Genomic DNA, 26,102 nt, shown 5'->3' on the forward strand with positions numbered 1-26,102 from the left:
TGGTGCAGGGGCAAGCACCTGATGCGTCTGAACATGGGGTCATCAGCCTTACGGCGCGCTGGCTGCGGAATTAAACTTTTGTAATTGAGCGGGCCGCTGCTGCGGCAGAATAGCGCAGGCAAATAAAGGGCTTAAAAGGGGGAACTAAACCGGTCTGTCCGGCCCGGATTCAGCCGCCAAGAGCCGTTCCAGACGCGCCTGCTCGTCCGACGTCAATCCGGGGGTGGAATCGCCCTCGCCCTCGGCCGGATTGACCTTGCGCCGGCCGAGCCGCCAGAGCGCGAAACCGCCCAGCAGCAGCGCCAAAGGCGGGGTCAGCCAAAGCAGCAGCGTATGCTCGTTGAGGCGCGGCTTCAGCAGCACGAATTCACCGTAACGGGCGACCAGGAAATCGATCACCTGGCGGTCGCTGTCGCCGGCCGCGATGCGTTCGCGGACCAGGAGGCGGAGGTCGCGCGCCAGCGGTGCCTCCGAATCGTCGATCGACTGGTTCTGGCAAACCATGCAGCGCAGTTCCCTGGAGAGCTCGCGCGCCCGCGCCTCCTTGGCCGGATCCGCCATGATCTCGTCGGGCAGCACCGCCCGGGCGGGCATCGCACCGAACATCAGGATCGCCGCAAGCACGGCGACTGCTAGGCTGCGCGGCCGCATCACTCGGCCGCCTGCAATGCGCGCGCCGCCTTGGTGGCCGGTTTCGGCGCACCGACCCGCAAGCGGCGGTCGGACAGCGACAGCATGCCGCCGAACGCCATCAGCACCGGTCCCCACCAGATCATCAGCACCAGCGGTTTGTGATAGATGCGCACCGCAATCGCGCCGTCGGCCGAGGTGTCGCCGAGCGAGATGTAGAGCTGGCTGGCGCCGCGGGTCAGCAGCGCGGCCTCCGTGGTCGAGGCGCCGCGCGTCGTGAAGTTGCGCTTCGACGGGGTCATCACGCTGAGCTTGTCGCCGTCACGGGTCACGGTGAATTGCGCGACCATCTCGCGGTAGTTCGGCCCCTGCCGTGCATTCACGCCGTCGAGCCGCAACTCGTAGCCGGCGACCCGGGCGACATCGTCCGGCTTCATCGCGCCGATATATTCGCTGTTCCAGGTGGTCTCGCAGACGATCCCGATCAGCGCGACGCCGAGGCCGGCATGGGCGAAGGCGGTGCCCCAGGTCGCACGTGGCAGGCCGCGCGCGCGGCGCAGCGAGAGCGACAGCGGAATCCGGAACAGCGCGACGCGTTCGGCGAGATCACACAGCGCGCCTGATATCACGAACACCGCAAGCCCGATCGCAAGCGGCGCCAGCGTCGCACCGCCATAGGTCCACGCCCAGACCAGCGCAATCGCAACCAGCGCAGCGATGCCGGCGACCATCAGCCGCTGCGCCGCGCCGAGCAGGTCGCCGCGCTTCCAGGCCAGCAGCGGCCCGAACGGCACCGCGAGCAGCAGCGGCACGAACAGCGGCGCAAAGGTGAAATTGAAGAACGGCGCGCCGACCGAGATCTTCTCGCCGGTCAACACCTCGAGCGCCAGCGGATACAGCGTGCCGATGAACACGGTGGCGCAGGCGGTGGTGAGCAGCAGATTGTTGAGCACCAGCGCGCCCTCGCGCGAGATCGGCGCGAACAGCCCGCCCTGCTTCAACGCCGGCGCGCGCCAGGCGTAAAGCGAGAGGCTGCCGCCGATGAAGACGAACAGGATCAGCAGGATGAACACGCCGCGCGTCGGATCGGTGGCGAAGGCGTGAACCGAGGTCAGCACGCCGGAGCGCACCAGGAAGGTGCCGAGCAGCGACAGCGAGAAGGTCAGGATCGACAGCAGCACGGTCCAGACCTTCAGCGCGTTGCGCTTCTCCATCACCAGCGCCGAATGCAACAGCGCAGTGCCGGCAAGCCAAGGCATCAGCGAAGCGTTCTCGACCGGATCCCAGAACCACCAGCCACCCCAGCCGAGCTCGTAATAGGCCCAGTAGGAGCCCATCGCGATGCCGAGCGTCAGGAAGATCCACGCCATTAGCGTCCACGGCCGCACCCAGCGCGCCCAGGCGGCGTCGATCCGCCCCTCCAGCAGCGCCGCCACCGCGAACGAGAACGAGATCGAGAAACCGACATAGCCGAGATAGAGCATCGGCGGATGCACCGCGAGGCCGATGTCCTGCAGCACCGGATTGAGGTCGCGCCCCTCGAGCGGCGGATTGGCGATGCGCAGGAACGGGTTCGAGGTGATCAGGATGAACAGATAGAAGGCGCTGGCGACCCAGGCCTGCACCGCCAGCACATGCGCCCGCAGCGACAGCGGCAGATTGTTGCCGAAGGCTGCGACGAGGCCGCCGAACAGCGCCAGGATCGACACCCACAGCAGCATCGATCCTTCATGGTTTCCCCACACGCCGGTGATCTTGTAGAGCAGCGGCTTCAGCGAATGCGAATTCTCGTAGACATTGGCGACCGAGAAATCCGAGCTGACGTGCAGCGTCACCAGCGCCGCGAACGACGCCGCGACGAACAGCAATTGGGCGAGCGCGGTCGAGCGCGCCACGTTCATCAGCGCCGCATCGCGCCAGCGCGCGCCGACGATCGGCACGATCGACTGGATCAGCGCCAGCCCGAGCGCCAGCACCAGGGCATAGTGTCCGCTTTCGGCAATCACCGCATCGCTCCCTGGGTCGGCGCCGCGGAGGCGCTCGGCATGCTGTTCGGCTTGGCCCCGTAATCGTCCTTCCAGTGGCCCTGCTTCTTCAGGGCGTCGGCGACGTCCTTCGGCATGTAGGTCTCGTCATGCTTGGCGAGCACGGTGTCGGCGCGGAACACGCCGTTGTCATCGAGCGCGCCTTCCGCAATCACGCCCTGCCCTTCGCGGAACAAATCCGGCAGGATGCCCTTGTAGGCGACCGGCAGCGTCGCGCCGCCGTCGGCGACGGTGAAGGTCACGGCGAGATTGTCGCCGCGCTTGAGCGAGCCCTGCTCGACCAGGCCGCCAAGGCGGAAACGCTTGCCCGGGCCGAGGTGCTTCTCGGCGACCATCGACGGCGTCGAAAAGAACACGATGGAATCGCGCAGCGCATTCAGCACCAGGCCTGCGGCGATCGCAAGCACGACGAGCGCGCAGCCGATCAATGTCAAACGCCGTTGCTTCCTGGTCATGGTCCATCCTTGCGCATGACGTTCTCCGAAAACCACTGCCCGCTTTTCGGCGTCATGATTTATCCATCCAACCCGAGATTCTTCAGCCCCTCATTGAGCTGACGCAACCGATCGGCATCGTTGGCCACGGCCTGACGGGCATCCGCGAGCGCGCTCATCGCCTTGTCGCGCTCGCCCATCACGAGATAGGCGCGGACCAGCCGCAGCCAGCCCTCGACGTCGTCGCCATTCGTCTTCAGCCGCGTCGCCAGCCGATCGACCATGCCCTGGATCATGGTGCCGCGATCGGCCTCGCTCATGTCCTTGGCCGCGGCCATCGCGCTGTCGGGCAAGGCGGGTGCGCTGACGCCACCGGGCACGCTAACGCCGCCGACGCGGACCAGCGCGGCCTGCACCAGCGGCCGCCACGGCGCATCCTGTGGCGCCTTCGCCAGCATCTTCTGCCAGAGCGCGGCGGCGTCAGCCTTGCGGCCGTCCTGCTCGGCGGCGAGACCGAGGAAATAATTGGCCTTGGCATCGTCGGCATTCAGCGCGACGGCGCGCTCGAACTCCGCCTTGGCTTCCGCGGTGACGACGCCGCCGGCGGTCCCGATCATTGCCTCGCCGAGATCGGCGCGGCGATCGGCGCTGTCGCCGGCGTAGGTAATGGCATTGCGATAGGCGCGGACGGCGTCATCGTAGCGGCCGAGGCGTGACAGCACCGGCGCCAGCACGGTCCAGCCGCGGCCGTCGGTCGGATTCTTCTCCAGATGGGTCTCGACCTGCGCGACCAGATTGGCGAGCGGCTGGTTGGCGTCGGCGACCCGGCTGCGCTCGGAAAGCGGGAAGTCGCCAAGCCGCGGCGAGCCGAGCGCGAGATAGAAGCTGGAGGCAATGACCGGCAAACCGACCAGCGCCACGATCGCAGCCGCCCGCCGCAGCGTGAGGCTGCCTTGCACCGGGGTTTCACGTCCGCTCTGGTCGGCGGCGGCCAGCAGCCGGCGGCTGATCTCGGTCCGCGCGGCATCGGCCTCGGGGGCACCGATGATGCCGGCGGCCATGTCGCGGTCGATTTCGGCGAGCTGGTCGCGGTAGACCACGACCTCGCTGCCGCCGGTATCCGTCCGCCCGCGCCGGCCGAGCGGCCAAAGCACAGCAAAGATCGCCGCGACCGTCATCAGCGCGAACACAAACCACAGCGTCATCAAGCGGTTCCCGGATGGTGCGGCGGCTTCCGGCAAGCCGCCTTAGAATCGCTTTACACTACCGGCGGCGAGCCCGGCAATTGACAATTGCTGGATCGGCGGAAGGTGGGATCAGGTGGCTTCCGGTGGCCGGTCCGGCGGTACTGCAAGCGCGTTCCAGGGCGAAGCGAGGACCGGGTTCGGAGCCGATGCTCCAATACACCTCGCGAAGGCGCGCAATACAAAAATATCGAAAACAACCCCATGCAAAGTAGCAGGCTTCCGCCGGCGCTCGCTTGACGACTTGACATGTCGGGCAACTCAGTGCCACACTTCCATTATTCCGAAATTGCGCTTGTCGTCCCGGCTTGGCGGGCTCATCGGTTTGCCGTCGAAAATGCTTGCGAACTACGGTGCATTTGATTGTTTGACCCATAGGATGTCCGGCAGTGCTCCCCCTCAGGGCGCGACTTTGCAATTGCACTGTCACCGTAATTCCAGAACTCCAAATACAAACATCACCATGAGAACAAACATACTCGTCAGGACACCATACGAGATGGCCTGCCGCATTGGCGTTCCGCGAGGAAAAATCCTCATAGAGCCAAGAAAATAAGCCATCGCCGGTAACACCATTGCCAGCAAAGGCTCATATCGCCACAGCAGAAGCTCAATGCATGTCGTGATTACAGCAGACAGAACAAACACCAACGCTCGCGGCGCAGCCCCTTTTTCATGCTCGTCTTCGGTACTGCGATCGGGCCGTATCACAGTAGTTACCCCGCGCGGGACGACTTCCGCTCGCCGGTCACGGCGTTTTCGGCCGCCCGGTTCATCAGGGAGGCGTAGTCGTGGCCGAACAACACCTCGCAGAAGCGGATCGCGGCCTTGACCTGCTGCTGCCGGAAGGCACGGACGCGGGCGTCGCCGCCGCGCAGCGACTGCACCAGCCCCTCGGTCGATTGCTCGACATAATGTTGCAGGTCGGAGAAGGTCCGCAGCGTCACCTCGTTGATGGCGAGCTCGCTGGCATAGGTGCGGCAGACCGCGACGAAATCGATCAGGGCGGCGGCGTCCTCGACCTCGGACATGTCGATCTTGGCGCCGGCGGCAATATCCTTGTCGGCGCGCTGGCGCAGGATGCGGCGGACCCGGCCCGGCACGCTGTCGATCTCCGATTGCAGCGCGTTGGAAGTATCGGCGCGCACCGAGGTGAGCTGGCGGCCCCAGGTGGAATCGTTGCGCAGATCGAGCTCGGTGCGCAGGCCGCGGACACCGTCATGCAGGGTCTTGAGCTGCTCGCCGACATAATCGAAATGCCCACGCCTGATGTCGGTGCGCAGACAGGCCGCGACAAATGACAGGTCGTGCAGCGCGATGGTGACGGCGACGCCGTACGGCGTTGCCGCGACCCGCAGCTCGTCGTCGGAGGCCGCCATCTTGATGGCGAGGCGGATGATCTGCCATGGCGCGGCGAGCCGCTGCGCGATCAATGACAGCGCGAAGGGCAACAGCTGCGGCGTCTGCAGCGACGGCAGCTTGAGCGCCTCGGTGGCGGAGGCGATCTGGGAATCGGCGAACACGCGGATCTGGCTGGGCAGCCGGCTTCCCAGGGTTTCCAGCGCTTCGCGGGCCTGCAGCACCAGGCCGATCGGCAGCAAATCCTCGACAACGCTGGTCGGACCGACGCGCAACAACGCGCGCTGGCGATCGTCGCCCTGAGCAGGAGCTGCGATCTTGAGAATGGCTTCAGCGGCAGCCAGCTGGAACTTGCGCGCGGCGATCTCTATCGGACCGCTCTCCGATGCCGCCGCGAGCGCCGCCTCGAATTCGCGGGCCGCCTCCGGCGCGCCCTCACGGGCCAGCCACTGCCAGATCGGCAGCAGCGAGGCGCGCCGCAGCTGGCCCGCCCGCGTCGGGAAATTGGTCTCGGCAAGGAACGGTTCGAGCGGCCGGAACAGCAGCCGCGCCGGGTCGTCGCTGCGCGGCTCGATCTGCTCGTCCTCCTCGGCCCCGCGCACGATCTTGCGCAGCTGCTCCAGGACCAGATTGGCAACAGTGACGTCATCACCGCGTTCGACCGCGCGCTCCAGCTCGCGCATCAGCAGCGCCTGCGATTGCGGCGGAAGCTGCGCGAGATAATCCCTCAGCCGCTCGGTCGATTTCTGGCTCATGCGCCCGGTCGTGAAAGCTTGGTGCCCGGCGAAACCGCCGCAGCCCGTCCGCCCGCGATGATAGAGGTCGGCGCGTTAAGAAGCCGTTTAGGAATAATGACGGTTCTGTGCCGGGGGGCTCCGCCGGGTTGATCACGGACTCTGCTCACCTCTCCCCGACGGGGAGAGGTCGATTTGCGCAGCAAATCGGGTGAGGGGCCGCGGATCTAACGAGAGACCGTAATCCCTCACCCGGCGCTACGCGCCGACCTCTCCCAAGGGAGAGGTGAGACTTCGCTGCCTCTCCAGCTCAACCCAATCCCACCACGGCCTAGACCGCCGGCAGCACGAGCTCGGCCCGCAAGCCGCCGATCGGCGCGTTATTCAGGGTGAGATTGCCGCCATAGAGGCCGGCGAGATCGGTCACGATCGACAGGCCAAGCCCCGAGCCGGGCTTTGATTCATCGAGCCGCTGGCCGCGCCGCGCCACCTGGGCGCGCTCGTCCTCGGACAGGCCGCGTCCGTCGTCATCGACCACGATGCGCAGCTTCGGCCCGGCACCCTGCGCCTCCGGCGGCACGACTGTGACCTCGATGAACACCTGCGAGGCCGCCCATTTGCAGGCGTTGTCGACGAGATTGCCGACCATCTCCTCGAGGTCCTGCCGCTCGCCGCGAAACCGTGCCGACGGATCGGCCTTCGCCTCGATGGCGAGGTCGCGGTCGCGATGGATCTTCTCCATGGTCCGGCGCAGCGCCTCGATCGCCGGAGCGACGTCGGTGATCGTGCTGACGATGGTGGCCCGGGCAGCGATCCGCGCACGCTCGAGGTGGTGCGCGACCTGGTCCCGCATCACGTCGGCCTGCTCCAACACCTTGCTGGCGAAGGGATCGGCGGCATGCGCGGCCGCCTCGTTCACGATCACCGACAAAGGCGTCTTGATCGCGTGGGCGAGATTGCCGACATGGGTCCGCGAACGCTCGACGATCTCCCGGTTGGCATCGATCAGCGCATTGGTCTCGCGCGCCAGCGGCGCGATCTCGACCGGAAACCGGCCTTCCAGCCGCTCGGCGCGGCCGGAGCGGATATCGGCAATTGAATCGGAAATGCGCTTGAGCGGCGCAAGGCCGTAGCGCACCTGGAAGATCGTGGTCAGCAGCAGCACGATGCCGAGGGCGGCAAAGGTGCCGAACAGATAATAGTCGAAGCTGCGCGTCTCATCGAAGATCTCGGTGGCGTCGCCGGCGACGCTGACCAGGAACTTGCCGTCGGCGCCGAGATCGACCGGACGCTCCACCACGCGCAGGCTCTGGCCTTCGGGTCCGTCGACATAGCCGAGGCGGACGCCGGCGGCGGTCAGCTCGGCGCCGTGCTCCTCGAGCTTCGGCAGCTTCTTGTCCCACAGCGAGCGCGAGGCGCGGGTCTCGCCCTTCTCGGTATCGGTGCGGGTGATCTGCCAGTACCAACCCGACAGCGGCAGGTCGAACAGCGGCTCGCCGAGCGACTGGAACTGGCGGTCCGCCGGCTCGTCCGGCGTCGCCACCTCGGCGATCAGGGTGCGCAGATAGAGATTGAGCCGCCGGTCGAAGGCGCGCTCGGTCGCGTCGCGATAGACCGACGACAGGATGACGCCTGTGATCGCCAGGATCACCACCACCCAGGCGGTCGCCGAGACGAACAGGCGGGTCGCAAGCGAGCTGCCGCCCATCAGGGCACGGGCCCGAACATCGGGTCAGCGGCAACAGATTCAGCGGCAAAAGACATTGGCGAATCCAGTTTCTCCTGGCGCGGATCATGCCAATGCCCGCATGGCGATCAAGCGCCTTAAGAGCATCATCCGATTGAACAGGATATACTCTTATCCCTTTGTTTGGTCGCGCTTTCCTCACGCGAATCGGTATCCACTTCGCTCGAAGACGCGCTGAAGCGCGATGAGATCAGTTGGATCGTAATCGCGCCTTAGCTTCTTGTTTAAGCATGATAAACCGCTTCACACTTTTCCGGATCATGCCTTAGATCGGCGGCGACAGCATGTAGCCGAGGCCGCGCACGGTCTGGATGATATCGACTTCCAACTTCTTGCGGATGCGGCCGACGAACACCTCGATGGTGTTGGAGTCGCGGTCGAAGTCCTGGTCGTAGAGATGCTCGACCAGCTCGGTGCGCGAGACCACCCGCCCGGTGTGGTGCATCAGGTAATCAAGCAGATTGTATTCGTGCGAGGTCAGCTTGATCGGGTTGCCGTTGACGGTGACGCGCTTGGTGCGGGTATTGAGCGCCACCGGCCCGCAGACCAGCTCGACCTGGGCATGCCCGGTCGCCCGGCGCAGCAGGGCGCGGATCCGCGCCAGCACCTCCTCGAGATGGAAAGGTTTGGCGACGTAATCGTCGGCGCCGGCATCGAAGCCCTGAACCTTGTCGCTCCAGCGGTCGCGTGCGGTGAGAATCAGCACCGGCATCACCCGCTTGTTCCGCCGCCAGGCCTCAAGCACCGAGATACCGTCCATCTTCGGCAGGCCGATATCCAGCACGACCGCGTCATAAGGCTCGCTGTCGCCGAGGAAATGCCCCTCCTCGCCGTCGAAAGCGCGATCGACCACATAGCCGGCATCCGTCAGCGCGGTGGTGAGCTGGCGGTTCAGATCCGGGTCATCCTCTACGACGAGCAGACGCACATTGGCCTCCGAGAGTGAGCATTGCGATATCCAGCATCAAATGAGGCTTCCCGCCGTGAACGGCCTATGAATGGAACAGCCAGACGAACCTAAATATTTCGTCAGGTGCACCATCCCCAAGACGCGCGCAAGCCTCGCGGGTTCCATCAATCAGATGCGGATGGAGCGCGTTCGGGTTTCAAATAGGGGCACTATAATACCTGTCACTCGAACGTTTCGCCGGCCAACCCTTCGTTGCGGAACCGGTGCCGTCAGCGCTGTGACCATTTGCACAGACGGCGGGCAGTTAACCTTCGCCGGCCATTTCCGTGTCGCCGACCCAAGCGATGGGCTAATCCAGCGACGGTGCGGCGGGGGCACAGGGATCGGAAAAGATCGTTGCTTGTTTCAAAGATCAGGACGTTCGCGGTGGTTGTCGGCTGGCTCGCGCTGGCCTTCATCGCATTCGTCACACTGTCCTCAATCCAGGACCGGCCCTCGTTTGCCCATCCGCAGGCCGAGCGTTTCGCGGCGTATGCGGTGATGGCGCTGGCCTTCGTGCTGGGTTATCCACGGCGCACCGCGCTGATCGTGCTCTTTGTCGTCTTCAGCGCCTTCACGCTCGAGGCGATGCAATTGCTGACGCCGGACCGCCACGGCCGGCTGCTTGATGCGGTCGTCAAGGTGGCGGGAGGTCTCGCCGGCATCGGCGCCGGTCGTCTGGTGCTGCTTGTGCTGCGCAGCCAGTTCGGCAGGTTGAGATCGCGCGCGGAACATCCCGCGAGCTGAGCCGCCGGCGCGCTGCGCCCTAAGCCACACTTGCGGCTGCGCGGGGCTTCATTCCGGCTCAATCGGTTTTGGGGACTTCCGCCGACTTGCTGCCGCCCTGCGCTATGCATTGCTGAAAGAAGTGCAGCCGGTCGCCATTCATCGGCGCGGCACCCGGCCGCTTGTACGGGTAGACCATGTAGGCTGCGCGCAAGCACCGTTTCGCCGTCTCGGCATCGGGTGCTGCGACGGCGGCGTTCGACGCCACCAACAGCGCCAACACGGCACTGAACCGGAGCCAAGCGCCGCTCACGGTTTCTCACATTCCGAATAGAACACGCCATTTGCGGCCGCCAGCCGCTGCAGGCAATGCCGCTTGTCGGTCACCGCGCCCTCGACGGTGAAATCGTAGGCCTGCGCCTTCAGGATCAGCGCGTAGCGTCCCGGCGAGAGCGGCGCGTCGTCGCGCGGCTGGACCTCGAACATCTGCGGATCCTCGCTCAGCGGCGCGGCACGGAACGGGATCGAGATGTTGCGGATCACCCAGGTGTCGTCACCCGGCGAGACCACCGGCTTGCCGGTCGCGTCGAACGTGGTCTGCTGGGTCACGCGCGCGATCAGGCGCACATCGATCGGGTCGGAGGCGCCGCTACTGCCTTCGCGCCGGAACACGATGAAGCGGAGATGGCCGTCAGGCAATGCGGTCTCGCTCGGCCTCGTGATCGCAGCCGATATCGCTATCCGCGGATCCGGCGCCCGCCCCTGGATCAATTGCAGTTCGTACAGCCTGCCGCCGCTCTCGGCGTAGACGCCGTAAGCGGTCGGCAACGGCCGTTTCGGCGCTGGCGGCGCGGCGGCAACGGCCGGTGCAGGCACGGCGGCGACGGCAGGCTTTTGGGTTTCAACCGGCGCCGGCGTGGGTGCGCCCGCAATCATCGCGCGTGCGGCTCCGAAGGACGCACCGCGTTGCTGCAGCAGGACAACCGCCGCGATCAGTCCAAAGAAGCCCAGCATGGCAACATAACGCAGCGGCGCCGACGACGACCATCGCGGACGGCGCAACACCTCGACGGGCTCGCCACGCTCGAGCGTCGTGACAAATGCGTCCTCGGCATCGATCCGGGGCGGCCCCTCGATCCTCCGCGCAGCGCCCGCCGCCTCCAGAAATGCCGGCAGCGCCCGCGCCGGCGGCACCGGGAATTTCTCGACCGGATGGTTCCTGGTGTGCGCTTCGACGCCTTCGATCGCCGCTTCCAGCGCCTGCAGCAGCCGCTGCTTTTCGTTCGGATCCTCATGGGCGAGCTGCTGCAGCTTCTGCCGCGCGAGCTCGTAGACCGCGCTGCGCAGCTGCTGCGGATCTGAACTCACGAAGTCGATGGTTCGCGCCAGCACCAGCGCGAACTCCGCCTCGGGGTGCGCAGGGCTGATGTCCCTGACCGTCCTCTGGGCCGGCGTCGACGTCATAAATGTTAGTCTGGTTTGATCATAACGTTAATGTATTCTAGGTGGCTTTCACTGTTAACACAAATGACGCAGCTCGCGGATGACACCGTGCTCCAACCCTATCGTACCGAACCGCAGCGGGGTTCATTGATCCTTCCCGGGCAGATCCTGGACGACTGGTTGTTCGCGCCGAAGCGGGACCGCCGATCCTGGCGCGACATCCTGCTGCTTGCGGGATGGATCGCGCTGGTGGGTTTCCAGATCGCCCGTCACGTGATGTGGCGCGACGAAATCCGCGCGCTCACGATTGCGCTGAACGGCGACGATCTGATCGCGATGCTGAGAGGACTGCACGGCGAAGGCCACCCTGCCCTTTGGTACCTGCTGCTACGCGGTGCGCATGCCGCGTTCGGCCGCGTCGAGGTGCTGTCAGGTGTCGCCTTCGTGGCCGGGCTTGTCACGGTCGCACTGCTGATCTTCCGGTCGCCGTTCCCACGGCCGCTGGTCCTGCTTCTGATCACCAGCCATGCATTACTGTTCGAATATGTCGTGATGGCGCGGAATTACGGCATCTCGGCCCTGTTCCTGTTCGCGATCGCGGCCTGCTATCCGGCCCATCGCGACCGCGGTGTCCTGCTCGGCGCCTTATTATTCCTGCTCGCCAACACCAATGTCGTCGGCGCGATCATGGCCGGCGCGTTCCTGCTGTTCTGGCTGTTCGGCCTGCTCGAGGTTCACGGTTGGCGCTGGTCGCCGCAACTGACCAATTTCGCGACCAATGCCATCATCGCAACGATCGGCGTCGTGATCTGCGCGGCGACGATGCTGCCGACCTATAATGATGCTGCGGCCCGCGACTGGTCGCACTCATCACCGCTGACCGCTGCAGTTCTGTCCCTGGTGAACCCCGGCGGGACGTCGCTGGGAGCGCTGTTTGCCAATTTGCTGCCGGGGATCGTGGGCTCGGTCCTGCTGTTCGCCGTGACGCTCGGGCTGCTGCCGCGGCGGCCGGCGTTTCTTGCTGCTTTCAGCTCGCTCCTGCTGACGTCGCTGTTCTTCGCCGTCGCCGCCAACGGCGCCTACCGCCACGCCGCGGTCTGGCTGTGCTTCCTGATCACGCTGTACTGGATCAGTTGGCGCCAGGTCACCGCAACATCCACCTCTCGCACGTCGCGCGACCGGCTCTTGGCGGCAATCGGACGCGTCTCACTGCTGCTGGTGCTCGCGATCCAGACCGCCGCAGGCGTCAACGACCTGCGCAACGCGGCGACCGGTGTCGTCGCAAGCCGCAGCGCCGATCTCGGCCGCCTGATCGCCTCACGCGCGGATCTCGCCGACGCGGTTATCCTCAGCGAGCCGGAATACCTGGTCGAGGCGCTCCCCTATTACGTCAAGAACCGGGTCTATCTCGCCCGCGATCACAAGTTCGGAAGCGTCGTGATCTTTTCGCGCAAGGGCAGGATGGACAGTGATCTCGGCGAGACCCTGCGCCTGGCGCGCTCGCTCCGCGACACCACCGGCGCGCCCGTCATCATCCTGCTGGCCTATCGGCTCGACGAGATCACGCCCGACCGGATCTACGACGAGGGCAAGGACTGGCGGACATTCCGCGCCTCGGCCGCGCAGATCCGCGATTTCCGCGAGGCGACCACGATGATCCGCCGCTTCGGCCCCGCCAGGACCGACGAAAGCTTCGATGTCTACCTCCTCAATTAGGCGATCGCCGAGATCGAGGACAACAGGAAAGGATCGCGCGATGGCGCTGATGGACAGCAAGGTCGAAGCCGGCAAGCCGCCTGCCGCGGGCATCCGGCAGTACCTCGCGATCCTGCGGCTCGATCACAGCACCAAGCACATCTTCATCGTTCCCGGGGTCATCCTCGCCTGCCTGCTGCGCGGCGTAAGAGGCGATCATGTTGCCGGCTCGATCGTCCTTGGCCTTGTGGCCGCGGTCTGCATCGCGTCGGCCAACTACGTCATCAACGAATGGTTCGACCGCGACTTCGACCGGCATCACCCGACCAAGTCGCAGCGCTCCGCGGTCCAGAGTGCGATGGACGGCAAGATCATCGGCATCGAATGGCTGCTGCTGGTCGCGCTTGGTCTGGTCTGCGCAGCTGCGAGCAGCCGTCTGATGCTGTTTGCAACCGGCATCTTTGCCCTGCAGGGCATCGTCTACAATGTCCCGCCGCTCCGCAGCAAGGACAAGGCCTATTTCGACGTCATCTCGGAGTCCGTCAACAATCCGCTGCGGCTGTTGATCGGCTGGGCGATGATCGACCCGACGTCGCTGCCGCCAGGCTCGGTGATCCTGTGTTATTGGTTCGGAGGCGCATTCCTAATGGCCGCCAAGCGGCTGTCCGAATACCGCGAGATTGCCGCGTCCCACGGCAGGGAACTGCTGGCGCGTTACCGCGCGAGCTTTGCAGACTATAGCGAGGTGTCGCTGACCGCCTCCTGCCTCAGCTACTCGCTGTTCTCGGTGTTCTTCCTCTCGGTGTTCCTGGTGAAGTACCGCATCGAATACATCCTGGCGATGCCGCTGGTGGTGATGCTGTTCACCACCTATTTTTCGATGTCGACATCGCCGGGATCATCGGCGCAGAAGCCCGAGAAGCTCTATGGCGAGCGCGGCCTGATGCTGATCGTGCTGGCGCTGGTCGCCGTTTTTCTGGTGGCAAGCTTTGTCGACATGCCGTTCCTCGCCCGGCTGGCGGAGCAGCACTACATCACCCTCGATTGAAATCTCGCGGCGCGGGTTTATCGCCGGCGCGGATGCGCCTTCTGGTGCCACGCCCAGGCCGAACGAATGATGTAGCCGAGATCGGACCGGCTCGCCTTGAAGCCGAGGCCGCTCTCCGACTTGGAGGGATCCGCCACCAGGATCGGCGGATCACCGGCCCGGCGCTCGCGCACCACGCTCGGCACCGCTTCGCCTGTTTCGGCGCGGATCGCGTCGAGCACCTCGCGCACCGAATAGCCGGTGCCGGTGCCGAGATTGAACACGCCGCCGGCGCCGCCGTTCAACAGCAGCTCGAGCGCCGCGATATGGGCGGCAGCGAGATCGTCGACATGGATGTAGTCGCGCACCGCGGTGCCATCAGGCGTTTCATAATCTTCGCCGAAGATCGCAAAGTCCGGCACGTGCCCGAGCAGCGCCATCAGCGCGCGCGGAATCAGGTGCGTCTCGGGATCGCGGAGCTCGCCGATGGTGCCGGAGGCATCGGCGCCGCAGGCGTTGAAGTAGCGCAGGCAGACCGATTTGAACTGATAGGCCGCGCGATAGTCGGCCAGCATCTGCTCGATCATGAATTTGGACCGGCCATAGGGATTGACGGTCGGACCTGCAGCGCTCTCGGGAATCGGATCGCGCCCGGCGTTGCCGTAGACCGCGCCGGTGCTGGAGAACACCAGGCGGTCGCAGCCCGCCTCGCGCATGCCGCGCAGCAGGCCGAGCGTGCCGGTCACATTGTTGGTGTAGTACTTCTGCGGATCCGCGACGGACTCGCCGACGGCGCTGAATGCGGCGAAATGCATCACGGCGAGCGCATCGTGCTCGCGGATGGTAGCGGCGATCCTGCCGTGATCGGCGACGTCGCCGATCACCAGCGGTCCCCATTGCACGAAATTGCGATGGCCGGTGGACAGATTGTCGTAGACCACGGGGACAAATCCCGCCTCGGCAATAGCCTTGGCGCAGTGGGACCCAATGTATCCCGCGCCGCCCGTGATGAGTATCGAACCCCTGCTCGCCATTGAAAATGTCGTCCCTGCGCGGACCAATCCTGCATCTCAACAGACGCAGCGACTGCATGGGTACGACATTCCGTCTGACGCGGCAAAACGACGATGGGATTAGCGTTAAGACCGAACGGATTTGCCGCCGACGTGACGGTTAGCGCGACCCGAGCGGGACGTTGGTCCGTTGCCCGACCGGCGGCGCGTGTCGCGACGGCCTCCCATTAGGGTAAACCGGTGTTGCCGGCGGCACCGGCTGGGTCGCCTGCGGCCGCGATGTCGGAACGCCACCGCCCGGTCCATCGATCGAATAGCGGGGTGCACCCTGCGTGGTCTGCCCGGTGCCCTGCGCAAGCACCGGAGCGCCGGAGGCTGCGACCAGCGCCGCAGTTGTGACAAGACTGGCCAGCTTCATGTCGATGCCTCGATGGGTTGGATCGACATCAACCGGTCACGCCGCCAATCGTTCCGGGACCGTGACGGAAGCCCCAGCTACCTCGTCGTCCTTATGGCGCGGCGAAATGTCTCGCCGCGCCACTTTTCGATCGATAGGGCAAACTTGAAAACTCAGGCGCCGAGCTGCGCGACGGCGGCCCAGTGATCGGGGTTCGCCGGGGTCTGCATCCTGACCCAGCGATAATGCGCCTGCGACCAGTTGCGGATCTGCGCGTTCAAATTGTCGAGCACGATGTCGCCGCCCTTGGCGCGGACCACCAGCACCAGATGATGCTCGCCCCAGGAGGTCACCACCTCGCTCAGCAGCAGATTGCGCATCGGCCAGCCGCGCGCCAAGAGCTCATGGCGCTTACTGACGGCGTAGTCGTTGCAATCGCCGCGCGCCGGATTGATCAGCCATTCCTCGTCGGCAAGGCCGCGTTCATTGCGCTGCGGAGTGATCTGGCGATTGACCGAAGCATTGACCTCGATCAGGTCGGCGATGCGCTGCTTGGTCAAGCGCATCGCACCACCGCGGAACACCATGCGGGCGCGCGGCTTCTGCTTGCATTCGTCGGAATAGCGCATGCAGAACATCGTGTAGGCCATCGGCGCCAGCGTCGGCTCGCTGAAGCGGATCTTCTCGATCACGCCGCGCAGCGGCAGCGGAAGGCCGATCATGCCGGCCTGCGTGTCCCGTGCGCTTGTCCCAAGCGCAACGATGGCCAGAACCAGGGCCACCAATCTCTTGACGTTGTACATTCTTCACTCCCCACCGTGACGGGAAGCATGTACGGGAAATGTCTTGAGCCTAGCCTCAAGCGCGCAGCGGCATTTGCTTCAAATGCTCAGCTCTGCGCGAGCAATGCGTTAACCAAGCAAGGGTTCCCCCCGATGGCGGGCATTTCGGCTTGCCGATATGGCGCGCGCACCGATCTGCGACCGTCAACAAATCCTAACGTTATGGGCTTTTGCGGCCTCATTCCGCGGTTTCTGCCAAGGCGGCCGCTGGATGAAGGCGCCGACTACGCTGCAGAATTTTTTTGTTCCCACGCCGGCATGGTTAGCCACGCGTGAAGCGGCCGGCGCTTTGTTAAATGGTCACCCGTTGTCGCGGCGCGATCCCGCTCCAGCTCATGACGAGATCGGCAAGCGTCTTGATCTCGATATCCGCCGGCGTACCGCCGGCGAAATCGGCAACTGATTGCCCCAACGCAAAGGCGCGAACATAGGCCGAGCGGCTTCCGATCGTCGGCCCGATCGCTTCCTCGAATGTATCGAGCTCCTCGATGAATTGCTGGCCTTCGAGGGTGCGGTGGTCGACGCGGTTCGGCACAATCATGGCGCGGAGCGCCGTTCGCCGCGATGCGCGCACCTCCCGCACGATGTCGAGCGTCCTTGCGGTCGCCTCGATGTCGAGTCCGGAGGGCGTACATGGCATCAGCACAATATTGGCGACTGCGAGCACGGCACCCAGTGCCCGATCGTTGGGCGCGGAGTCCACGACGATGATCTGATGCGGAACCTGGCGCATCAGCGTGGCCCATTCGGCGACCGGCCGGGTTTCAGGATCGAGCTGGTAGACCGGAAATGACAGATTACCGGGCTCGGCCCAGTGACACGCCGACGCCTGCGAGTCGGCGTCGACCAGTCCCACCGCGCGCGTACGCCGGTCCAGTTCTGCGGCCAGCAGGACCGCAAGGGTCGTCTTTCCGACCCCGCCCTTGCGCTGGGCAACTGAGATGACAAGCGGCATCGCAAACTCCTGGCGTTCTTCCCATTGGTGCGCGGGAGGACGCCGTCATCCAACGAGCGTCAGCATCCGGGGCAAGCAGACGCGCTTTGCGTCGTAATTGTCTCTCACAAAGCTCCTCGCCTTCATCCGCATCTTCTTGAAGGCCCTGGGCCGTGACAGCACCGAGATTACCTGATCCGACAGCGCATCAATATCAAAAAACGGCGCGAGAAGGCCGTTGCCATCCGAGATGATGTCGCGCAGCGGGGCAGTGTCGGACGCCACCACCGCGCATCCCGCGCTCATGGCCTCCAGCAGCGACCACGACAGCACGAAGGGATAGGTCAGATAGACGTGCACCGAGGAAATCTGCAGCAGCTCGAGATACTGTTCCCGCGGAATCCGGCCGAGAAAATGCACGCGGCGCAGGTCGATGTCCGACCTGATCTCGTCCAGGAACGTCGACTTCCAGCTCGCGCCCTTGGGCGGATGCGCGCCATAGGACGTGCCGCTGCCGCCGACGATCACGACCTGCGCATTCGGCCGCGCAGCCATGATCCTGGGCAGCGATCGCATGAAGACGTGGAATCCGCGCACCGGCTCCAGATTGCGCGAGACATAGGTGATCACCTCGTCGTCTGCCGAGAGTATCGCACCGTTCGAAAGCTGATGCCTCGCGACAGGATTGGGCTTCACCTCGTCGGTGTCCACGCCCTCGTGGATGACCTCGATCTTGCTGCGAAACTCGGCGGGAAAGGTCGACCGTTGCCATGGCGTCGGTGAAACGCCCACGTCGCATTCGGTGAGCGCCAGCAGCGTGGTCGCATTCTTCAGGTGGAGCGCGACATTGCCATCAAGGCCGGTCATGGGAAATTCCGGATCGAAGCCGACGTCCCTGCCTTCGGCGCCGTAGTAGAATTCGCAATACAGGATGATCCTCGCCCTCGGAAACATCGTGCGCAGCGGCAACGTCTCGCCCCATCCGGGATGGGCGAAGATCAGGTCCGGGACAAAGCCCTGCCCCGACAGCGATGACAGCGCGTACAGAACCTCTTCCGCGCGCCGGGCTTCGGTATCGAAACGGCGGGCAAAGGGATGCACCGCGGCGGCGTCCGCCTTCGTGGTCGAGTATTTGATCAGCCGGATGTCGGGCGAAGTGACTGCAGTCGACGAACCGACCGCAACGATCCTGTTTCCGGGCTGATCCGCAAGCGCACGCGCGATGTGGCGATACTGGGCTGGAAAGTTATTGTGGACGAAGAGGACGTTCATCGGCGGGCGAGCGCGCCCCCCGGCCGCGCGATCTTCCATGGAGGTCAGGGTCGGCACCATGACCGGGCGTGTGTCATCGATCTGCACGGGTGAAACTATCTTACCAGATTAACATTAAGACCCCTTCTATCACATCAATTTTTGGGGCACACTGTGTGAGAGATATATCGACACATTCGGTTAGGTTCACAGGCGGCGATGAACGAACAGATCCAGCAGAAAACCGTTGACCTGGCACGAGGTCTCTTCCTGGTCCGGTACAATGGCGCAGATGATAAGACGTCACCTCCGGTGGTGCGCGTATATGCAGATCGCGCCAGCCTTAACAATTGCAATATCATTACCGGGCCGGACGTGGTCAATGGAACCCTGTTCGCGCCCGAGAGCGCGCTGGTCGTGTCGGTCGCCCGGCCAAGCCGCCTGATCGTCGAGGTCACGGCAGGGCGTGCCGGCGGGTCGACCGCCGCCAATATCAAGATCGAGCCGCTGACCCAGGGACAGCAGGTTGGACAAGCGGTCGCGCAGCCGGTCAGCCAGCCGGTCGACACCTACGAGCCCGAGCCCAATGCCGCCGCCGGCGAGCTGGACGACCTCAAGCTGCTCGCACATGTTGCGGGTTTGGGCGATGTGACGGTCGGTGCCAACGCCTGGATTGCCGGACCGTCGGCTCCGGCCCGGATCGAGGGAATTTGCCTCGAATGGCCGAACATGCCGCACGATCTCAACCTGCAATATGCCGTCAAATTCGCCAGGCCGCAGCGGGGCGACAATCAGTTCGTTCCCATTGGAACCTTTGCCGGAACCCGGGGACGCGCGTTGGCCATCACCGGCTTCTCGCTCGAAGCCACCGGCCCCGGCGTCGATCGCTACGCCATTTCGGCCGAGACTATCTTCCTTGGGGCTCCAGCCCTGCGGGTGTCCGGGAACCGGATTGTGGTGTCGGGCCCATCAGGCCGGGAACCGCTGGTCGGGCTCAAGCTCAACCTCGAAGAGCGCCGTGTGCAGGCAGCGCCGCTTGCGCCCCAGCAGCCGAGGCGCGTTGAGCCAGTCGATCAAATACCGCGCCTGGAGGGACGGGTGCGCGTGTTCCGGAGCCGGCAGAGCGCCGCAAAGACGGCCGGCTGACATGCGGGCGCATGAGGGCAACATTTGACCGCCGTCGCGCGCAGGATCGCCTTCACGTCTAGAACGCTCCACCACATCGATCTCGAGCGGGCCGCCGTCAGGGCGCTCGAGGCGCGCGACTTCCGCCTGGCATTTGCGCTCGCCGATCGCCGCTGCCGGATCCTGCCGCATGCGGACGCCCGCGCCCATTTGCTGCGCGCGGAAGCGCTGTTTCATCTTGATCTGCTGGATGCGGCGGTCGCCAGCGTGGCAAGGGCGCTCGAGCTCGAGCCGGACGATCTGGTCGCCGCGCGGCGCATGATGGCATGGGGCGACGGCGCCGAGCAGATCGACGCCGCACGAAGCGTCGCGCGGCGCGACAACGATCCGGATTCGGTCAGGGGCGCCCTCCTGCTCCTCGAACAGGCCGGTCAGGACAGCTGCGCCCGCGTCGACTTCCTCGATGAGGAGGTGAAGGGATGGGTGACATGGCGAGGAGCGGACGCCCCGCATCTTTCACTGGCGCAGGCGGGCCAATCGAGCACCGTCACGCTTCCCGCCGATCCACGCCACAGATTCGCCCTCAACGGGCGACGCGCCGCGAGCTTCCGCCTGATGCGGCCAGCGTCCACGACCTCGCAGCTGCTCGAGATCACGCAGGCGGACCGGGTCATCGCAAGTGTCCAACTCCCGGCCAACCGCGCCCCGGATCGCCGGATCGCGGCGCATAGGCCGGTTCGCACCGGACACGGCGAAACACCTCCGCTCACCATCATCATCCCGGTGTATCGGGATCTGACCGCAACGCGCGCCTGCATCGAGAGCGCGTTGACCGCGGTCGCCTGCACGCCGGATTCGACCATCGTCGTCGTGGACGACGCATCGCCTGAACCCGACATCAAGCATTTGCTCGGCGAGCTGGCTGCGGACTCTCGCATACGGCTCCTGACCAATGCGCACAATCTTGGGTTCGTCGGAGCCGTCAACCGGGCCCTTGCCGAGACGGCGACCGGCGATGTCGTGCTGCTGAATTCGGATGCAATCGTGCCGCAACACGCGCTGCAGCGCCTGCGCAGCGTCGTACGATCGATGCCGGGGATAGGTACCGCGACGCCGCTCTCGAACAATGGCGAATATACCAGCTTTCCGGTCGCAAACAGGTCGAACCCCCTGCCCTCGCTCGCCGAACTGGAATTGCTGGATGAGCTTGCCTGCGCAGCGAATTCCGGCATCGCCATCGACATCCCCAACGGCATCGGGTTTTGCCTTTACATCACCCGCGAATGCCTCGACGCCGTGCGTGAGCTCTCCGACGACTTCTATCGTGGCTATCTCGAGGACGTCGACTTCTGCCTGCGTACCGCAGAGGCCGGATTCCGAAACGTATGCATCCCCTCGGTGTTCGTCGGACATGAGGGTTCGCGCTCGTTTCTTGGCGAGAAGCGCTCGCTGGTGATGCGCAACCTTCGCGTTCTCGAGCACCGCTACCGGCGCTACGCGACCGAGTGCGCGGCGTTCCTACTTGCCGATCCGCTGCGCGATTGCCGCGCGGCGCTTGAGCTCAAGCTGCTCGCGCACGAAGCGCGCGGCACCGGCCCGCACATCATCCTGTGCGGCTCCGCCGCCGGCCGCGCGATCGCCATCAGGCGATGCCGGCAGCTCGCGGCGGAGGGCGAGCGCAGCCTGATCGTGCATTTCCGCTCCGAGGGACAACGCCAGCTGGTTGCAGCGTTCGACCCCGACGGCGGAACACCGCAGTCGATCGCGTTCGACGTCGCGACACATCAGGGCGGCGAGGCCTTTCTGAAGTTTCTCACCGGTCTCGACATCCGCTCGCTTACGATCGCAGAGCCGAACCGCATCCCCAGCGCATGCCTGGCGGAGCTCACCCAGCGCTTCGTCTACGATCTCCTGATCACCGACACCGCGCTTGCACCGCGCCCGGCGATTGGAGCTGGCGTTGATCCCGACTGGTCAAGCCTGATCGCCGGGGCGCGACGCGTGACTGCGATCGGTCAGAGCGGCGCCGACTTTTCGGACGCGGTGCTCGGCCTGCAAGTGGTCAGGTTCGGTGAACCGTCTGCATCGCCAACGCGGCCTCACGCCGCGAGCGGCCCGGCGCGCCTCGGCCTGCTTGCCCTCCACGCCAGCGCGGCCGAATTTCGCTTCATCCGTGCGTTGAGCGACCAAATGGCCGACGCCGACGACGAGGTCGAGATCATCGTGCTGGGCACCACCCTCGACGATCTCAAGCTGATGCAGCGGACCAATGTCACGGTCACCGGCGAGATCGCCACGGGCGACGTTGCCACACTCATCGCGGGTCACGGCATCACGAAACTGGTTCTCGACATCGGCGCGCCGGCGTTTGGACATCCGCTGGTGGACGCGCTGCTGGCAACCGGGCTGCCGGCCGCCGCGACGGAGTGGATTCCGACACAAGGGCGCGGCCGAACAACCGACCTGAAGCGGCGGCGTGGCTTTGATGCCGACGCGACACTCGCGGCCGTACGCGACTGGCTGATCGAGGATGTCGCGCTACATCCCGATCGGGGGAACAGTCGGAACGGGCGGCAAATTGGCACGCGCCTTCCATGACCGGGGCGGCCATGCAAGTGCGGAGAACGGCGCCGAATCCAGCCCCAGCAGCGGGCTGTAATAGGGATCGTCGAGCAGCACCGCTCCCCATTTCGCGCGCAGCATCGCCAGCTCGCGATTGAAGCGGGCCTTGCGATCCGGCGCGGAATCACGGCCCCGGCTCGCCGACTCCAGGTGAACGAGTTTCGCGTCGGGCGTGAATACGATCCGCTTTCCGAGCTGGCGCAGCTTCAGGCACAGATCGATATCGTTGAAATTGATCGGAAAGCGGATCGCGTCCATGCCGCCGACGGCGAGGAAGTCGCGCTTGCGCATCAAGAGGCACGCCGCGGTCACCGCCGAGCATTCGTGCGCCACCTGGAGCAGATCGCCGTAGCCGGGATCGCCATCCATCCGGTCATTGAAGGCGTGCGCGGCAAAGAAGTTGGTGCCCAGCACCACCCCGCCATGCTGCACGACGCTGTTCGGCCAGAGCAGCTTCGCGCCGACAGCTCCGACATCGGGAGCCGCCAGCCGCCACAACAGTTCCGCCAGCCAGCCGTCGTCGAGCGCCTGAACGTCGTTGTTGAGAAAGCAGATATTCTCCGTGTCGACGCAATCGACGGCGGCGTTGTTGATCGCTGCGAAATTGAAGGGCCCTTCGACCGAAATGACGTCGATCTCCTCCGCAGGCAGGCTCTCCAGATAGTCCAGCGTTTCAGGCTCGGTCGAGCCGTTATCGACGACAAGAATCCGGGCATTGGTCTCATGTACCGCCGGCGTCACCGTCTCGATGCACCGCTTGAGAAGCTCGGCGCGATTCCTGTTCGGGATGATGATGGTGGTGCGCTCGTTCCAATCGACCGCGCGCTTGACCCGAACGGCCGGCAGCAGGCCAGCCTTTCGCGGCTCGACGTTCGCGTCCATGCCGGCTCTGGCGAAATGCGCTTCGCTTGCGGCGATCAGTTCGGCGGTCGCAGCCGACGCATCGATCCGCGGCAATGCCGCAACCGATCCCGGCAGATGAAACGTGCGATCAGGCTCCACGCAGGACAGGAAGATATCGTAAAGCGACGTCGCCGATCGCAGTGCTTCCAACGCACGTTCCCGGCGCACCGCGAAACAATACGCGCCATAGGCTTGCTCGAGCGCACGTTCGAGGTCGAAGGCCGAAAACGCCAGCGGCCAGACGGCGCCGCCCTGGACTTCGACATCGCCGTAGACAAGATCGCAGTCGACTTCACATGCAAACACATCGGCGAAGCGCTGCAGGGCGTCTTCCGCGAAAATTGTCCCGCTCAGGCAGAACACGAAGAACTCGCTGTTGGCCGAATCGCCGTCGACAAATTCGCGCGCAGCTCTCGGATCGAACTGGCTGAATCCCTGTGCTGGCAGGCTCGCCGCCGTCCAGGCCGCGTGCCGTTGGGCTTCGAGGCTCTCGATGCTTTCGTCCACCCTGACGTCGCCGATCAGCACGACCGCGGCCTCGGACGACACGTCAGACTGAGTGGCCGGCCAGAAGCGCGCTTTCCAGCCTTGATAGGCGTGGAACGGCACCGAGGCCGGCAGCAGTTGGTCGAACAGCTGTCCGCGCAACCGCTCGCTGTCCCAGCGCCCGAGATCGGCGAGGGTTTGCTCCAGCCCGCGATCGAACGCGACAAATGCAAGCGGCTCGGAGACCAGATTCCGCCCCGACATTGTCCGCGCCGACAATCCACGCACGCGACCATCCGCAAAATGCTCGGGCAGATGAAAATCAATCCGGCGGCCGACCCCGAACTCGCCTCCTCGCGCGACGTTGGTCCACCCGATCGGCCTCACGGTCATCACCGGCCGTTGCGCGATCAGGATTTCGATGTCTTCGTCGACGTCTTGAGCAAGCCAGCCTTCGAAGCGCAAACCTCCGGCCCATTTGATATCGCCGATCCGGTGCCACTGCGCCTCTGGTGCGGCGACATCGCAACGAATCGGAGCACCGACGGGACTTCCGATATTTGCCAGTCTGGCTTCAACGATCCCCGCGTTCGAGCCGACCTGATCGTGCACGTGGAAGGTAAAGCCAAATCGGCCATCGCCAATCCCGGCGTCGGCCAGCTCTGTTACAAACTCGTCACACAATGATGACATGTATGGCTCGCCGTCGACGAGCAGTTCGACGGTGTAGCGTCGGCCGAGATCGGTGCGGTCATAAACAAACCCAGAAAACGTGGTGCGATCGTATCTGGAGAACTGCGTTTGCAACGACGCGTATTCAGTTCCTGAGGGCTTGTGCTTACTGATCGTCTTCATCCTCATGTCAACCCTCAAACGGCGGCTCGGTTGTCAATCGATTGCAAACTGAGAATGACGTCCATGGCGCGCCCTGGGTGACTAGCGAGCACTCAACTGCACTCAGGCAATCACCGTTTGCACAAAAAGCCGCCGACCTTCAACACAAACTATACGTTATAAAACTTGGCGTTATCGGTGCCAATTGTGCTAGTGCTAACTCCTCCTCTCCACACACTGATCGACGAGCGGATTCATGAAGATTGCAATGGTTGGAACGGGATATGTAGGTCTCGTGTCAGGAGCGTGTTTTGCCGACTTCGGCCATCAGGTCGTTTGTGTCGATAAGGACGCCGACAAGATCGAAGCCCTGAAGCGCGGCAAGATCCCGATCTACGAAACTGACCTCGATCAGCTCGTCAAGACCAACACCGGTGCCGGGCGACTGACCTTCACGACCGAGCTCGCGGGAGCCGTCGGAGAAGCCGATGCCGTGTTCATCGCGGTCGGAACTCCGTCGCGGCGTGGCGATGGCCATGCGGATTTGAGCTACGTCTATGCGGCCGCCCGCGAGATCGGCGCGGCGCTCAAGAAATTCACCGTGGTGGTGACGAAGTCGACCGTGCCCGTGGGCACCGGCGACGAGGTCGAACGCCTGATCCGCGAAACCAATCCCAGCGCTGATTTCGCCGTGGCGTCAAACCCCGAATTCCTGCGCGAAGGCGCGGCAATCCAGGATTTCCGCCATCCCGACCGGATCGTCGTCGGCACCGAGGATGAGCGCGCCAAGAAGGTGATGGGTGATGTCTATCGCCCGCTCTATCTGAACCAGGCGCCGATCCTCTATACCGCTCGGCGCACGGCGGAATTGATCAAATATGCCGCAAATGCCTTCCTTGCCACCAAGATCACCTTCATCAACGAGATCGCCGATCTCTCCGAAAGGGTCGGGGCGAACGTGCAGGAGGTTGCGCGCGGCATCGGGCTCGACAACCGGATCGGAACCAAGTTCCTGCACGCCGGCGCGGGCTATGGCGGCTCCTGCTTCCCGAAGGACACCCGCGCGCTGTTCAAGACGGCGCTCGACCACGACGTGCAGCTGAAAATCGTCGAAGCCACGCTGACCGCGAACGACAACCGCAAGCGCGCGATGGCGCGCAAGGTCGCCAACGTGCTCGGCGGCGAGCTGCGCGGCAAGACGATCGGCGTGCTCGGCCTGACCTTCAAGCCCGATACCGATGACATGCGCGAGGCGCCCTCGATCCCGCTCATCAACGGCCTGATCGACTTCGGCGCCAAGGTGAAGGCCTACGATCCCGTCGGCATGGAGCAGGCGCGCAAGGAATTGCCGGAGATCGAGTACTGCAAGGATGCCTATGAATGCGCGCGGCAGGCGGATGCGCTGGTGATCGTGACCGAGTGGCGCCAGTTCCGCGCCCTCGATCTCAACCGCATCAAGCAGGAGATGAGGCATCCGGTCGTCGTCGACCTGCGCAACATCTACCGTCCGGACGAGATGGCCGCGCACGGCTTCACCTACGACAGCATCGGCCGGCCGCGCTGAGCGGCCGGGCCCGGCGGCGATCACCGCGGGTCGACTCAATCACGAAGCCTCGGTTCTGATGGACTCAGAACCGAGGCTTTTTGTTTGACGCGCTTTAT

Annotated in this window: 22 protein-coding genes; 7 read left to right on the forward strand and 15 right to left on the reverse strand. The window is 64.6% G+C overall.

The features are described 5' to 3' along the window. Positions 1 to 144 precede the first annotated feature (144 nt). The 7 genes from K359_RS0128375 to K359_RS0128410 all read right to left on the reverse strand — a co-directional run bounded on the left by K359_RS0128375 (position 145) and on the right by K359_RS0128410 (position 9,121). The gene (locus K359_RS0128375) at positions 145 to 651 is read right to left on the reverse strand and encodes a cytochrome c-type biogenesis protein (protein ID WP_029082349.1); all 507 of its coding nucleotides are present in this window, start codon (positions 649 to 651) and stop codon (positions 145 to 147) included. Then, positions 651 to 2,636 (reverse strand): heme lyase CcmF/NrfE family subunit, encoded by a 1,986-nt coding sequence (locus K359_RS0128380; protein ID WP_029082350.1) that lies wholly within the window; start codon positions 2,634 to 2,636, stop codon positions 651 to 653. The genes K359_RS0128375 and K359_RS0128380 overlap by 1 nt, the downstream gene beginning before the upstream one ends. Next, positions 2,633 to 3,130 (reverse strand): cytochrome c maturation protein CcmE, encoded by a 498-nt coding sequence (ccmE, locus tag K359_RS0128385; RefSeq protein ID WP_029082351.1) that lies wholly within the window; start codon positions 3,128 to 3,130, stop codon positions 2,633 to 2,635. The genes K359_RS0128380 and ccmE overlap by 4 nt, the downstream gene beginning before the upstream one ends. A gap of 59 nt (positions 3,131 to 3,189) precedes the next feature. Further along, on the reverse strand, positions 3,190 to 4,314 hold the full coding sequence (gene ccmI / locus K359_RS0128390; RefSeq protein ID WP_029082352.1) for a c-type cytochrome biogenesis protein CcmI: 1,125 nt from the start codon (positions 4,312 to 4,314) through the stop codon (positions 3,190 to 3,192). Between the two features lie 755 nt (positions 4,315 to 5,069). After that, complete coding sequence (locus tag K359_RS0128400; protein ID WP_029082353.1) at positions 5,070 to 6,467, reverse strand: hypothetical protein; 1,398 nt, start codon at positions 6,465 to 6,467, stop codon at positions 5,070 to 5,072. Between the two features lie 310 nt (positions 6,468 to 6,777). Next, the gene (locus tag K359_RS0128405) at positions 6,778 to 8,154 is read right to left on the reverse strand and encodes a sensor histidine kinase (RefSeq protein ID WP_029082354.1); all 1,377 of its coding nucleotides are present in this window, start codon (positions 8,152 to 8,154) and stop codon (positions 6,778 to 6,780) included. 304 nt (positions 8,155 to 8,458) lie between these two features. Then, positions 8,459 to 9,121 carry a response regulator transcription factor gene (locus K359_RS0128410; protein ID WP_029082355.1) on the reverse strand — a complete coding sequence of 221 codons (663 nt, stop codon included), beginning with the start codon at positions 9,119 to 9,121 and terminating at the stop codon, positions 8,459 to 8,461. A 378-nt stretch (positions 9,122 to 9,499) separates the two neighbouring features. On the opposite strand from K359_RS0128410, the gene K359_RS0128415 reads away from it, so the two are divergent. Continuing rightward, on the forward strand, positions 9,500 to 9,889 hold the full coding sequence (locus K359_RS0128415) for a hypothetical protein (protein ID WP_063618959.1): 390 nt from the start codon (positions 9,500 to 9,502) through the stop codon (positions 9,887 to 9,889). Positions 9,890 to 9,947: 58 nt separating this feature from the next. On the opposite strand, the gene K359_RS0128420 is transcribed toward K359_RS0128415, so the two are convergent. Together K359_RS0128420 and K359_RS0128425 are read right to left on the reverse strand one after the other, a co-directional pair. Then, positions 9,948 to 10,181 (reverse strand): hypothetical protein, encoded by a 234-nt coding sequence (locus K359_RS0128420; protein WP_029082357.1) that lies wholly within the window; start codon positions 10,179 to 10,181, stop codon positions 9,948 to 9,950. Next, positions 10,178 to 11,332, reverse strand: coding sequence for a hypothetical protein (locus K359_RS0128425; protein ID WP_051346460.1), 1,155 nt, complete (start codon positions 11,330 to 11,332; stop codon positions 10,178 to 10,180). Before K359_RS0128425 ends, K359_RS0128420 begins: the two co-directional genes overlap by 4 nt. Positions 11,333 to 11,419: 87 nt before the next feature. Between K359_RS0128425 and K359_RS0128430 the strand changes: the two genes are divergently transcribed. Together K359_RS0128430 and K359_RS0128435 are read left to right on the forward strand one after the other, a co-directional pair. Then, entirely contained in the window at positions 11,420 to 13,027 is a 1,608-nt protein-coding gene (locus tag K359_RS0128430; protein WP_245284739.1) for a hypothetical protein, read from the forward strand. A 40-nt stretch (positions 13,028 to 13,067) separates the two neighbouring features. Next, on the forward strand, positions 13,068 to 14,054 hold the full coding sequence (locus tag K359_RS0128435; RefSeq protein ID WP_029082360.1) for a UbiA family prenyltransferase: 987 nt from the start codon (positions 13,068 to 13,070) through the stop codon (positions 14,052 to 14,054). A 17-nt stretch (positions 14,055 to 14,071) separates the two neighbouring features. Here K359_RS0128435 and galE read toward each other — a convergent pair whose 3' ends face one another. The 5 genes from galE to K359_RS0128460 all read right to left on the reverse strand — a co-directional run bounded on the left by galE (position 14,072) and on the right by K359_RS0128460 (position 18,578). Further along, positions 14,072 to 15,067: a UDP-glucose 4-epimerase GalE gene (gene galE / locus K359_RS0128440; RefSeq protein WP_029082361.1), complete on the reverse strand. Its 996-nt coding sequence runs from the start codon at positions 15,065 to 15,067 to the stop codon at positions 14,072 to 14,074. A 139-nt stretch (positions 15,068 to 15,206) separates the two neighbouring features. After that, positions 15,207 to 15,464 carry a hypothetical protein gene (locus K359_RS61610; RefSeq protein ID WP_029082362.1) on the reverse strand — a complete coding sequence of 86 codons (258 nt, stop codon included), beginning with the start codon at positions 15,462 to 15,464 and terminating at the stop codon, positions 15,207 to 15,209. A gap of 152 nt (positions 15,465 to 15,616) precedes the next feature. Next, the gene (locus K359_RS0128450; RefSeq protein ID WP_029082363.1) at positions 15,617 to 16,246 is read right to left on the reverse strand and encodes a transglutaminase-like cysteine peptidase; all 630 of its coding nucleotides are present in this window, start codon (positions 16,244 to 16,246) and stop codon (positions 15,617 to 15,619) included. A 331-nt stretch (positions 16,247 to 16,577) separates the two neighbouring features. After that, positions 16,578 to 17,240 carry a ParA family protein gene (locus tag K359_RS0128455; RefSeq protein WP_029082364.1) on the reverse strand — a complete coding sequence of 221 codons (663 nt, stop codon included), beginning with the start codon at positions 17,238 to 17,240 and terminating at the stop codon, positions 16,578 to 16,580. A gap of 45 nt (positions 17,241 to 17,285) precedes the next feature. Next, positions 17,286 to 18,578 (reverse strand): glycosyltransferase family 4 protein, encoded by a 1,293-nt coding sequence (locus K359_RS0128460; RefSeq protein ID WP_371261194.1) that lies wholly within the window; start codon positions 18,576 to 18,578, stop codon positions 17,286 to 17,288. Positions 18,579 to 18,689: 111 nt separating this feature from the next. Between K359_RS0128460 and K359_RS0128465 the strand changes: the two genes are divergently transcribed. Both K359_RS0128465 and K359_RS57400 read left to right on the forward strand, forming a co-directional pair. Beyond that, complete coding sequence (locus K359_RS0128465; RefSeq protein WP_029082366.1) at positions 18,690 to 19,616, forward strand: hypothetical protein; 927 nt, start codon at positions 18,690 to 18,692, stop codon at positions 19,614 to 19,616. A 24-nt stretch (positions 19,617 to 19,640) separates the two neighbouring features. After that, positions 19,641 to 22,193: a glycosyltransferase gene (locus K359_RS57400; RefSeq protein ID WP_029082367.1), complete on the forward strand. Its 2,553-nt coding sequence runs from the start codon at positions 19,641 to 19,643 to the stop codon at positions 22,191 to 22,193. Here K359_RS57400 and K359_RS0128475 read toward each other — a convergent pair. Continuing rightward, a complete protein-coding gene (locus K359_RS0128475) occupies positions 22,134 to 23,870 on the reverse strand; it encodes a glycosyltransferase family 2 protein (protein WP_245284740.1) in 1,737 nt (578 codons plus the stop codon). The genes K359_RS57400 and K359_RS0128475 overlap by 60 nt on opposite strands. Before the next feature lie 39 nt (positions 23,871 to 23,909). Between K359_RS0128475 and K359_RS64625 the strand changes: the two genes are divergently transcribed. Together K359_RS64625 and K359_RS0128480 are read left to right on the forward strand one after the other, a co-directional pair. Continuing rightward, positions 23,910 to 24,293: a hypothetical protein gene (locus K359_RS64625; protein WP_245284741.1), complete on the forward strand. Its 384-nt coding sequence runs from the start codon at positions 23,910 to 23,912 to the stop codon at positions 24,291 to 24,293. A 403-nt stretch (positions 24,294 to 24,696) separates the two neighbouring features. After that, the gene (locus K359_RS0128480; RefSeq protein ID WP_029082369.1) at positions 24,697 to 26,004 is read left to right on the forward strand and encodes a UDP-glucose/GDP-mannose dehydrogenase family protein; all 1,308 of its coding nucleotides are present in this window, start codon (positions 24,697 to 24,699) and stop codon (positions 26,002 to 26,004) included. The last annotated feature ends 98 nt before the right edge of the window (positions 26,005 to 26,102 follow it).

This window comes from Bradyrhizobium sp. th-b2 (assembly GCF_000426785.1).
Classification (GTDB): domain Bacteria; phylum Pseudomonadota; class Alphaproteobacteria; order Rhizobiales; family Xanthobacteraceae; genus Bradyrhizobium; species Bradyrhizobium septentrionale.